Origin of the sequence: Citreicella sp. C3M06, from assembly GCF_018860705.1 — a bacterium.
Lineage (GTDB): Bacteria > Pseudomonadota > Alphaproteobacteria > Rhodobacterales > Rhodobacteraceae > Salipiger.
The window spans coordinates 146,299-158,144 of record NZ_JAHKQA010000004.1; the positions used below are offsets into that span (position 1 = coordinate 146,299).

The 11,846-nt window shown below is 65.1% G+C and carries 8 protein-coding genes; 5 read left to right on the forward strand and 3 right to left on the reverse strand.

What is annotated here, in order from left to right:
• Positions 1-479: 479 nt before the first annotated feature.
• A complete protein-coding gene (locus KO516_RS01325) occupies positions 480-2,060 on the reverse strand; it encodes a 2-isopropylmalate synthase (protein WP_216002003.1) in 1,581 nt (526 codons plus the stop codon).
• A 365-nt stretch (positions 2,061-2,425) separates the two neighbouring features.
• Here KO516_RS01325 and KO516_RS01330 point away from each other — a divergent pair, with 365 nt between their 5' ends.
• Positions 2,426-5,356, forward strand: coding sequence for a calcium-binding protein (locus KO516_RS01330; protein ID WP_216002085.1), 2,931 nt, complete (start codon positions 2,426-2,428; stop codon positions 5,354-5,356).
• Between the two features lie 212 nt (positions 5,357-5,568).
• Here KO516_RS01330 and KO516_RS01335 read toward each other — a convergent pair whose 3' ends face one another.
• A complete protein-coding gene (locus tag KO516_RS01335; protein ID WP_216002004.1) occupies positions 5,569-6,069 on the reverse strand; it encodes an SH3 domain-containing protein in 501 nt (166 codons plus the stop codon).
• 106 nt (positions 6,070-6,175) lie between these two features.
• Here KO516_RS01335 and KO516_RS01340 point away from each other — a divergent pair, with 106 nt between their 5' ends.
• A complete protein-coding gene (locus KO516_RS01340) occupies positions 6,176-7,162 on the forward strand; it encodes a D-glycerate dehydrogenase (RefSeq protein ID WP_216002005.1) in 987 nt (328 codons plus the stop codon).
• A gap of 128 nt (positions 7,163-7,290) precedes the next feature.
• Positions 7,291-8,121: a hypothetical protein gene (locus KO516_RS01345; RefSeq protein ID WP_216002006.1), complete on the forward strand. Its 831-nt coding sequence runs from the start codon at positions 7,291-7,293 to the stop codon at positions 8,119-8,121.
• Here KO516_RS01345 and epsE read toward each other — a convergent pair.
• The gene (gene epsE, locus KO516_RS01350) at positions 8,103-9,311 is read right to left on the reverse strand and encodes an exopolysaccharide biosynthesis GT4 family glycosyltransferase EpsE (protein ID WP_216002086.1); all 1,209 of its coding nucleotides are present in this window, start codon (positions 9,309-9,311) and stop codon (positions 8,103-8,105) included. The genes KO516_RS01345 and epsE overlap by 19 nt on opposite strands.
• 163 nt (positions 9,312-9,474) lie before the next feature.
• Between epsE and KO516_RS01355 the strand changes: the two genes are divergently transcribed.
• Both KO516_RS01355 and KO516_RS01360 read left to right on the forward strand, forming a co-directional pair.
• Positions 9,475-10,326 (forward strand): glycosyltransferase family 2 protein, encoded by an 852-nt coding sequence (locus tag KO516_RS01355; RefSeq protein WP_216002007.1) that lies wholly within the window; start codon positions 9,475-9,477, stop codon positions 10,324-10,326.
• Positions 10,323-11,690 (forward strand): oligosaccharide flippase family protein, encoded by a 1,368-nt coding sequence (locus KO516_RS01360; protein ID WP_216002008.1) that lies wholly within the window; start codon positions 10,323-10,325, stop codon positions 11,688-11,690. The genes KO516_RS01355 and KO516_RS01360 overlap by 4 nt, the downstream gene beginning before the upstream one ends.
• The last annotated feature ends 156 nt before the right edge of the window (positions 11,691-11,846 follow it).

Genomic DNA, 11,846 nt, shown 5'->3' on the forward strand with positions numbered 1-11,846 from the left:
GCGACTTCGGCGATGACGCTATTGTCTCAAGGACGATTGAGGGCATTTGGGTCAGCACGGTCGATGAACTCGATTTTGCGCAGATCAACGACATAAACTGACGTCCCTGCCGTGATCCGGCAGGGGCTAGCTGCCGCTGAGGTGTTCGCGCAGGAGGGCAGGTCTACGACGGGGAAGCCATTCGCTATCCGGAGGAGCCTGCCTTCATCGGTTCCTTTCAGGATGATGGACGCTTCATCGTGTGACGGTCACCATCAAGCTGCGCAAGGCTGCGCTTGAGCCATGATCCGGCGTGGGTCCGGATAAAAAGGGTAGAGGGGGGCGCTGCCCCCGCCTCCTTGCGGAGCCTCCCCCGGAATATTTTCTGCCAGAAGAAGACAAGGCGCTGCGCCCGGTTTCTTCTGACCCTAAATATCCCCGCCGGAGGCATCCGGCGATCAGGCCGGGCGCGGCGCCCGGATCAAGGCGCCGCTCCGGTGTCAGTGCAGGTCTTTGTAGCTGATTTCCTTGACGTCCGAGCCGGTCTTGCTGCGGCGGACATGCAGGCGGTTCAGCGCGTTCACGTAGGCGCGGGCGGAAGCGACCACCGTGTCGGTATCGGCGGACTGGCCGGTCGCGATCTTTCCGTCCTCTTCGAGACGCACGGATACCGTCGCCTGCGCATCGGTGCCTTCGGTGACGGCATTCACCTGATAGAGCTGAAGCCGCGCCTTGTTCGGGTAGAGCTTGCGCACCGCCTTGAAGGTCGCATCCACCGGACCGTCGCCGAATTCATCCGCGCTCGTCTCTTGGCCGCCGACTTCCATCTCGAGCACCGCTTCGGCCTGTCCCGCCGTGCCGCAGATCACCTTCAGCGACACGATCTCAAGGTGATTGCCCTGATCCTCGGCGAGATGGGCGGTGACAAGCGCGAGGATGTCATCGTCGTAGACCTCTTTCTTGCGGTCGGCGAGATCCTTGAACCGAACGAAGATGTCCTTGAGCTGGTTGTCGCCAACTTCGACGCCAAGATCCTTGAGCTTGGCACGCAGCGCAGCGCGGCCCGAATGCTTGCCGAGCGGCAGCGAGGTGCCTGCAAGGCCGACATCCTCAGGGCGCATGATCTCGAAGGTTTCCTTGTTCTTGAGCATGCCGTCTTGGTGGATACCGGATTCATGCGCAAAGGCGTTCTTGCCGACGATGGCCTTGTTGAACTGCACGGGAAAGCCCGAGACCGCCGACACCCGGCGCGAGATGTGCATGATCTTCTTCGTTTCCACATTGGTGTAGAACGGCATGATGTCGCCGCGGGTGCGCAGCGCCATGACCACTTCTTCAAGCGCAGTGTTGCCAGCCCGTTCACCCAGCCCGTTGATGGTGCATTCGATCTGCCGTGCGCCGCCCTCGACCGCGGCGAGCGCATTGGCGGTCGCAAGGCCAAGGTCGTTGTGGCAATGGGTGGCAAAGATGATCTCGTCGGCGCCGGGCACGGTGGCGATCAGCTTGCGGATCAGCTCGGCGCTTTCATTGGGGGCGGTGTATCCCACGGTATCGGGGATGTTGATGGTGGTGGCGCCCGCCTTGATGGCGATCTCGACCACGCGGCAGAGGTAATCCCATTCGGTGCGGGTTGCGTCCATTGGCGACCATTGCACGTTGTCGCACAGGTTGCGCGCGTGGGTGACGGTCTGGTGGATGCGGTCGGCCATCTCGTCCATCGTGAGGTTCGGAATGGCACGATGCAGCGGCGATGTGCCGATGAAGGTGTGGATGCGCGGGCGCGGAGCGTTGCGCACCGCCTCCCAGCAGCGGTCGATGTCGCCGGTCTGGGCACGGGCGAGGCCGCAGATCACCGAGTCTTTCGAGCGCTTCGAAATCTCGGAGACGGCGGCGAAATCGCCTTCGGAGGCAATGGGAAAGCCCGCTTCGATGATGTCGACGCCCATGTCTTCGAGCAGCTCGGCGATTTCGAGCTTTTCGTCATGGGTCATGGTCGCGCCGGGCGACTGTTCGCCATCGCGAAGCGTGGTGTCGAAAATATAGACGCGGTCCTTGCCCGCTGCCTGAGCCTGGTCAGTCATGTCTGGATTCCTTGAGGTGTCTTCGTCCGCTAGTTGTTTCGCCGGCGCGAAACGGGTCTCCTCTGAGCGTCCGCGCCGGGAATTGCGCGCTCAGAGGCGAATTAGCAGAAGACGCAGGCCAAGCGCCATGCCTGCGCGGGGCGCAGTGGCGGGCAGAGAGATATGGCCATTCTTCGTCATATCGCGGACTATACGCGCGGCGCGGCAAATGAAAACCCGCAAAATGACCAGCTTGGCGCGGAATGTCGCGCCGCACCGCAGCATCCATTGGAGAGGGGTTGAGCGGAACGTATCCTGCCTCCTATGCTTCGAGTGGGCCGTGGAAAGGGTATCTTGTGCTGAACAATGTCTGCCGTGCCGCCGTGATGGCGGTTCTTCCGGTTTGTGCGGAGGCCGAGGGGCGCAGCGAGGCCGATGTCTATGTTTTCGGCAATTCACTGGTGCACTACCTTGGTGAACAGGACCATACCAACGTGCCCTATTGGCTGGCGCAGATGGCGGCAGTCGATGATCGGCGGCTGACGCTTAGCGGGCAATGGGGGTTCCTGCGCAATTTCGCCGAGTCGTTGCCGCCGCGACCGGGCTGGAGCATCGCCGGGGTGCGCGGGGCGTGGGATCCGGGGCGAGGGGCGTTCGGCGATGCCGGGCTTGAGGCCGTGCTGATCACGCCGGCGAATTTCATCCAGTATCAGGCCCCCGATGCGCCCTATGATGGCGACAATCCTCGCGACGAGTCGCCCTTGGGCGCGACGTTGAAAGTGCTGGACTGGACGGTCGGGCATGCGCCGGGAACGCCAGTCTGGATCTACGAGGGCTGGGCCGAGATGTCCTCGGTCACGGGCCGCTTTCCGCCGCCGGATCGTGCGCTTTTGCGGTATCAGGCCTTCAATGCAGCCGATTATCACGACTGGTACCTTCGGCTTGTCGCAGATCTGCGTGCAGCGCGGCCCGAGGCGGATGTGCGGCTGATGCCCATTGCCTCGGTTCTGGCCGGGCTGCTGGGCGACGGCGGGGCGCTGGCGAAACTGCCTGTTGAGGCGCTGTATGTCGATGCCGATCCGCATGGCACGCCGACGCTGTATTTCCTTGCCGCGATGATCGCCTATGCCGCGCTTTACGAGGCTCCGCCCCCGGCAGGCTACATCCCGACTGGCGTCGCGCCCGAGGTGATCGCGGCCTATCCGGCGCTGGCCGAGTCTGTCTGGCAGGCGGTGCGCGCCGCCGATCCGTTCCCCGAGGCGAGCTTGGCCCCCGCTTCGCCCCCTCTGCGCGCGACCGCCGAGGAGGGCGCAATCGACGCCGACATCCCCTTGCCGCAGCGCGGGCAGGTGGCGTTGCCTGCGCCGGGGGCGCGGCCCGAGGGGCTTCCGGCGCTGGGCATGGGGCTGAACGGCCTTGCCGACTGGTCGACGCAGGCGCCCTTTGTCGATCTGATGAAATCCGCCCGCGAATGGGTGGGGCATCTGCCCGGCCAGTGGGGCGGGGTGACCATCGACGAACTGCGCGCGATGGGCGTGCTGGATGACAACGGCTGGCCGCTGCGCATCCCCGACGGGGTCGAGCGGCTTGAGGCGCTGCTGCTAACCGACATGCCCGAGGATGCCGACTACCTGCGCGGCAGCTACGTGGTGATGTGGGATGGCAAGGGCGATCTGGAACTGACCGGCCGGGCGCGGCGGGTCGGCTACGAACAGGGCGTAGCGCGGTTTCACTACACGCCGGGCGAGGGGTCGGTGGGGATCTCGATTTCGGCCACCGATCCGGATGATCCGATCCGCAACATCCATGTGGTGCGCGAAGACCAGTTGCCGCTGTTCGAAGCGGGGGTGATATTTGACCCGCTGTGGATCGCGCGGATCAAAGACCTGCGGTTGGTGCGGTTCATGGACTGGATGATGACCAACGGCTCTGTGGTGCAGAGCTGGTCTGACCGCCCGCGCCTGTCGGATTACACCTGGACCTCGTGGGGCGTGCCGCTGGAAGCGATGATCGCGCTGGCCAACCAGATCGGCGCCGACCCGTGGTTCAACATGCCGCATATGGCCAATGACGACTATGTGCGGCGCTTTGCTGAAACGGTGAAGGCCGGGCTGGACCCGCGGCTGAAGGCGCATGTGGAATATTCCAACGAGGTCTGGAACCATATTTTTCCGCAAGCGGGCTGGGCGGAAATGCAGGCGGATGCGCTGTGGGGGCGCTCCGAGACCGGCTGGGTTCAGTATTACGGGCTGCGCGCGGCGCAGATGATGCGGCTGTGGTCGAAGGTCTACGGCGAGGAGGCCGAGGCACGGCTTGAACGGGTCGTGGCGACCCACACCGGCTGGCCGGGGCTGGAGGAGAACATTCTTGTCGCGCCGCTGGCCTACCTGCAACTGGGCCATTCCCCGCAAGAGGATTTCGATGCCTACGCCGTGGCGGGCTATTTCGGCTACGAGATGGGCGGCGCAGAGATGGCGCCGCGCATCGACGCATGGCTCGAACGGTCCGAAGCCGAGGCGGTGGCGGCGGGCGAAGCCGAGGGGCTGCGCCGCGTGGCTCTGCGCGAATACGTCAGTGCGCACCGTTTCGAGGCCGCCGTTGCGCCGGTGGCGCTGGCCTTGCAGGAAGGCTCGCTCAAGGAACTGGTCGAAGAGATCCTGCCCTATCACGCGGCGGTGGCCGACACCGCCGGGCTGCGGCTGGTGATGTACGAGGGCGGCACCCATGTCGCGGCGCAGGCCGGGCGGGTCGAGGATGAGCGGCTGACGGGGTTCTTTGAATACCTCAACTATGCGCCGGAAATGGCCAAGCTCTACAAAGGGCTGCTGAGCGGCTGGATCTCGGCGGGCGGCACGCTGTTCAACGCCTTTGTCGACGTTGCGCCACCGTCGAAATGGGGCAGCTGGGGGGCGCTGCGGCATCTGGATGACGAAAATCCGCGCTGGGACATGCTGATGAGCTACAACGCCACCGGCCCGTCGGGGTGGGAGCAACGCGATGCGCTGGCCTTTGCCGATGGCGTGGTCCGGGCAGCCCCGGCGGGCGGCGCGCGGCTGGAGGGCACGGTGGAAGAAGACGTGCTGATCGGCGGCGGCGGCAATGATACGCTGGTCTCTGGCGGTGGCGACGACAGCCTGCATGGGGGCGCGGGTGAGGATGTGGTGCTGCTGCCCGGGGCGCAGGGGGAATATGATTTCACCCGCGACGGGGCGCGGCTTGTCACGACGGGGCCTGCGGGGCGGGTGGTGCTGGTGTCGATCGAAGGGCTCGGATTTGCCGACGCGCCGGGAGCCATCGTGCCGGCCTCTGGCCTGTGAGCCAGAGTTTTAGCGCACAGTCTCTGGTGCTTGCCACCGGCTCCGCCGGAGGAGCCGCGCATGCAGGGCGCGCGAAAAAAATCTTTTCTTTGCAACCCAATTCCGGCTTTGGATCATGGCCGCCGGCCCAGCCGACCCGAGGCAGAAGGCCATAGGCGGACCGCGCCATGGCACCGATGCCGACCCGAAGCCACGCTGCTGATGCAGACCGCCTAGTTGCGGATCTCGTCCGGCCCGACGCCCCAGATCGCGGTTTTTGGGGCCCAGCCCTCATAGCCACCCGCCGACAGCTCGCACCAGCTTTCGGTGCAATCGCCCAGCTCCGCGATAACGCCAAGCGCCAGCTTGACGGTGACCGGCGTGTCTTCGGCGGCGCGGCTGTGCAGTTCCAGCATGTCTTTCTGAACCAGCGCGGTGCGCACACCTGAGAGCAGCGAATAATGGATCCAGCCGCCCGCGCCATCGACATCGCGCACCTGTCGCCAGTGCCCGTATTCGGCGGTGATTTCCAGCGGCATGTCGCGGCGCAGGAACACCCAGTCGATGCGATGGGTCAGCGAAGGGCCGCGCCGGGCATTCGCCTCGGACGCCTTGAGCGAGACGAACCGCGGCAGCGGAAGATTGGTGACCGCGCCACGTTCTTCGGTGGCCCCGGCTGTCGCACCGGACACCAGAAGCAGGAAAGCCCCCGCAACCATGGCGAATTGTCTCATTCCAGTCGTCCCGCTCGATTTTTGCAGGCGGGGTTCTTGTGCCCCGCAGCAGACCGGGGCAGTGTGCCAGCAAGCCTGCGTGATGGATAGGGAGGGGAGCCGGACCATGCCGACAAAACGCCTGAGTGTTGTCGTGACGCGACGCTTGCCCGAAGCGGTCGAGACACGTCTGAGCGAGCTGTTCAACGTCACCTTGCGCGAAGACGATGCGCCGATGACTCGCGCCCAGCTTGCCGCCGCCATGGCCGATTGCGACGTGCTGGTGCCGACCATCACCGACAATATCGATGCGGGGCTGATCGCTCAGGCCGGCGAAGGGCTCAAGCTGATCGCCAATTACGGCGCGGGGGTCGATCACATCGACGTCGAAACTGCCCGGCGTCGCGGCATTCTGGTGTCCAACACCCCCGGTGTGATGACCGACGATACCGCCGACATGGTCATGGGCCTGATGCTGGCGGTGATGCGTCGGATGCAGGAAGGCTTGCGGGTCATGCAGGCCGGCGAATGGGACGGCTGGGCCCCGACGGCGTTTCTGGGCACCCGTCTGGGCGGCAAACGGCTGGGCATCCTTGGCATGGGCCGCATCGGTCAGGCGGTGGCGAAACGCGCCAATGCCTTTGGTATGCAGATCCATTACCACAACCGTCGCCGCCTGCGCCCGGAAACCGAAGACGCGCTGGAAGCCACCTATTGGGAAAGCATCGACCAGATGGTCGCGCGGATGGATGTGATCTCGGTGAATTGCCCGCACACGCCGTCGACCTTCCATCTGCTGAACGCGCGGCGGCTGAAGCTGATGAAACCCTCGGCGGTCATCGTCAACACCTCGCGCGGCGAGGTCATCGACGAAAGCGCCCTGACGCGGATGATCAAGGCCAAGGAGCTGGCCGGAGCGGGCCTTGACGTCTACCAGCATGGCATCCGGGGCAACCCCGAGCTGGTGAACCTGCCGAATGTGGCGATGACCCCGCATATGGGATCGAGCACGCTCGAAGGGCGGCTGGAGATGGGTGAAAAGGTCCTGCTGAATATCAAGACCTTTGCCGACGGCCACCGCCCGCCCGATCAGGTGCTGCCAAGCATGCTCTAGGCATTCGCCCCGGATTGTAGCTAAATCCGGGGCAATCACCGCGCTTTTGCCCGGTTTGGGCACAACTTGCGCCAACCGCGACTCCGATCCTTGGGGCATCACGTCCCTTGGGCTGGAGTATCGGTGTCATGCTGTCCTCATTGTTTTCCGCATCCCGCAACGACGCAATCGTCGCGGATCAAACCGTCTGGTCGCCGGAGCGCGACGCGCCCGCTGACGCACCGTTCGGCTCGTTCTGGGCCGAGGCGACATCGGAAGAGGCGGCGATTTTCTGGCAGACCGAAGCGGCATGGGCCGAATTGCACGAAGAGCGCGAATCCTTTGGCTGGTCCTCGCTGGAAAACCAGCGGCTGGCCGAGACACAGGCGTTTGCCAGCCACGAAGATCTGCTCTTCAACGGGCGTAGCGCCGGCGGTATTTCCGTGCTGCGCTGGGATGTCGGCGGCGCGATGCACAACATCGCTAATCTCGGAGAAGATCTGGGGCGGATGCTGACGCTGGACATCGTGCAGACCGGCGGTGTGCCCTACCTGTTGGGCGTCAGCCGCGAGAAGGACATGCTGGTCGCATGGCGCATTCTCGACGATGACAGGCTGATCGAAACCAGCCGGGTCGATTTTGGCGAGAGGCTGGGCCTGCACGCCCCGCGCGAGATGACGGTGCGCCAGCTGGGCGATGTGCCTTACATGCTGATCGTCGGCGAGAACGAGCGTGCACCGGGGGTTCTGGCGATGGACCCGGAGGGCAGGCTGCACCTTGCCGAAGCGCTGCTGGATCTCGGGGTGCTGCCTAGCGGCCCGGCGCGCGGCGCCGACACCCCGCAGGCCAGCCTTGCGGAGGACAGCGATTTTGGCCTGAGCTATTGCGTCGCGACAGAGTCGACCGCGCTGGTGCCGTCATCGGGGCCGCCGATGCAGGTTCTGGGGCTGGGCGCACCGGGCTACGCCCCGCCGTTCTGATCGCCCGACAGGATGCCTTCGATCAGGGTTTGTGCCCCGAGATCGGATCGGAAATGCGCCTCGACATGGGCGCGGCCCGCGGCCGAAAAACGCGCGGCGCTTTCAGGGTTCTGCGCCAGTTCCTTGATGGCGCGGGCCAGTTGCGTCGGCTCCTTAGGGGCGACCAGCTTGCCGTTGCGCCCGTCGTCGATCAGCTCGCGCACGCCGCCCGCGTCGGTGCCGATGGTCGGCACGCCGCAGGCCATCGCCTCCATATATGCCACGCCCAGCGGTTCGTGCCACGAGGCCAGCACAAAGACATGCGCTTCGAGCAGCTTGGCCTTGACCGCTCCGGCGTCGATCGCGCCCAGCAGCTTGACGTGATCCTGTAGCCGCAGCTTGCGCAGATGGGCTTCTAGCTCCTTGCGGAAGCCATCGCCGCCCGCGTCGTCCTCGCCGGCGATTTCCAGCCGGACGTCGACCCCCTGATCGAGCAGCTGACGCACCGCGGACATCAGATCCTGATGCCCTTTGACCACGTTCAGCCGCCCGCAGGAAAACAGCCGCACCGGGCGGCCCTTTACCGGGGGCTGGTAGGGAGTCTCGCGCTTCAGGGTCTCGGTGTCGACCCCCATCGGGCGCACATAGAGCCGCGCCGGAAGCGCCTGAGGCATCTCTTCGCGCATCTCGTTCAGCAGCTTGTGGGTGATGATGGTGGCGAATTTCGCCCCCGACCATTTGAACCGCTGCCCCGGCCCGTAATCCGACAGCGGCCCGTGCAGGGTCAGCGAATAGCCGGGGCCGCCGAGCTTGTGCGCCAGCGCCGCGATCAGCGCGGCGCGCCCGCAGGACTGCACGTGAACGTGGTCAAGCTGCTGGCTGTCGGCCAATGTCCGAAGCGCCTGCGCGGCGGAGAGGGTCATCGCCACATCCCGCGCGAAACCCGGACCTTCGCGCAGGGTCCAGCGTAGCAGCCCCTGTGGCAGCAGCGCCGCTGCGGCCTTTGCCGCAAGATGCGGTTTCATCTGGCCAAGATAGATGGTTCGCGCGATGGCCTCTTGCGACCAGTCATGCGCGATCAGCCCCGGCGGGGGCATACGAGTCGACAACAGCTGGACCCTGTGGCCCATCTGTTCCAGCGCACGCAGCTCGCGCCAGAAAAAGATATGCGTCTGCCCCGGAAATTGGGGCACGAGATACCCGATTCGCAATCGCTGCGACACCGATCCCCCTGCTTACAGGCCGTTCCCGCGCGTGGCATCGCGGATGTTTGGCCAAGCTTTCCCGGTTATTCATTCTTTGGCCACAGTTTGATGGCACCTCTTTGCCCGGAGGGCGATGAAAACGCCCGAGTGTGGCGGGTTTAATACGCAAATGAGCGATCAGAGCGAGAATCCCGGAAGCCCGGCGATTTCGGTGATCCTTCCGGCCAGCAACGAGGCGGCGCTGATCGGCGCCTGCCTTCGGTCGCTGTGCGCGTCGATATTTGAGGGCACGGTGCAGGTGATCGTGATCGCCAATGGCTGCCGCGACGACACTGCCGCGCGTGCACGCGCCTGCGCGCCAGAGTTCGCCGCGCGGCGCTGGACGCTTGAGGTGATCGAGCAGGCGACGGGCGGCAAGCTTGGCGCGCTTGGTGCCGGAGACGCGGCAGCGCGCGGGGCGGTGCGGGTTTATCTTGATGCGGATGTGACGGTGAGCCACGATCTGCTGGCCCAGCTTGGCGCGGCGCTGAAGGAGCCCGGCCCGCGCTATGCCAGCGGGCGGGTCAGGATCACCGCGCGCGGCGCGGTGTCGCGCGCCTATGCGCGGTTTTGGGCGCGGGTTCCGTTCATGACGCAGGGCGTGCCCGGCTGCGGGGTGTTCGCGGTGAATGCCGAGGGGCGCGCCCGCTGGGGCGACTGGCCTGCGATCATCTCGGACGACACGTTCGTGCGGCTGTGTTTTGCTCCGCGCGAACGCATCGGCGTCAGCGCGCCTTACGACTGGCCAATTGCCGAAGGGTTTGCCAATCTGGTCAGGGTGCGGCGTCGTCAGGATGCGGGGGTCGCGGAGATCGAACAGAGGTATCCCGACCTGCTTTGCAACGATGACAAGCCGGGCTTTGCGGTGGCGGACAAGCTGCGGCTGGCGCTGCGCGATCCACTGGGCTTTGCCGTCTATACGAGCGTGGCGCTGGCCGTGCGGCTGCGTCCCGCCTCTGGCGAGTGGAGCCGCGGGAGATGATCGCGGTGATGCGCCAGCGCTTTCAGGGCAGTTCCATTGCCGCGCGGGCGGTGCGCTCGTCGCTGCTGACGGTGGGGGGCTTTGGCTTCAATCAGGGCATGCGGCTGCTGTCGAACCTCGTGCTGACGCGGCTGCTGTTTCCCGAAGCCTTTGGCCTGATGGCGCTGGTGTCGGTGTTCATGATGGGGCTTCAGCAGTTTTCCGATGTGGGCACCACTACGGCGATCCTGCAAAGCAAGCGCGGCGATGACGAGGATTTCCTCAACACCGCGTGGTCGATACAGGTGTTGCGCGGGGCGGGGCTGGCGCTGGCTGGCGCGGTGCTGGCTTGGCCGATGGCGCAATTCTATGACGAGCCGCAGCTGTTGCACATGCTGCCCGTGGCGGCGCTGTCGATGCTGATCATGGGGTTTCGACCGACCCGGATGGACACGGCGAACCGGCATCTGCTGCTGGGGCGGGTGACGCTGCTGGACATGGTCACGCAGGTGTCGGGGCTGGTGGTGGCCATCGGGCTGGCGTGGCTGACTGGATCGGTCTGGGCGCTGGTGATCAGCGGCCTTGTCTCCTGCGTCGTCGAGGTTGCGATCAACTGGGCCTTCCTTCCGGGTGCGCCCAACCGCTTTCGCTGGGAGCGCGCGGCCCGCCTTGAACTGGTGCATTTCGGCAAGTGGATCTTTCTGTCGACGGTCTGCGGATTCTTCTTCAGCCAGTCCGACAAGATTCTGATGGGCAAATGGCTGACGCTGGATCTGCTGGGCCTCTACAACATCGGCTATTTCCTTGCGGCCTTTCCGATGCTGCTGGGCGGCATGGTGACGCGCCGCATTCTCATACCGATCTATCGCGAGACCCCGCCGCGAGAGAGCCAGCAGAATTTCCTGCGTCTGCGCCGGATGCGACTGATCGTCACCGCGCTGCTGATGGTCATGGTCGGCGTGCTAGCCTGCGCTGGCAACTGGCTGGTCGATGTGATGTATGATGAGCGCTACCTTGCAGCGGGGGCGGTCACCGTGATCATCGCCTGCATGCAGATGCCGCAGATCATCGTGCAGACCTATGATCAGGCGGCGCTGGCGGCGGGCGACAGCAAGACCTTCTTCGTGCTGGCCTTTGCGCGGGCACTGCTGATGATCGGCTGCGTGTTGACCGGGCTGGAAACCGCAGGTCTGCTGGGGGCGCTTCTGGGCATCGGCGCGGCCTACGTGCTGGCCTATCCGGTGGTGGTGTGGCTGGCGCGGCGCATGGGTGCGTGGGATCCGCTGCATGATGCAATCTTTGCCGGGGTGGGGCTGGGGCTCGGCGCGCTGGCGGGCTGGCTCAACTGGTCGGTGATCGTGGCGCTGGCGGGGCTTGGGGGCTGAACCTTGTCGCTCAAATGGAAGCGATTCCATGACTGCGCCGGATTGGTCTTCGTGCCATAACGGTCCCCATCCAATGGCATGGTGAATTATGGCGCGGGTGCTTTGAATAACTAGAAGGTGCCGCAATTCGCCCCTATTCCTCTGTTAGCAGGGCTC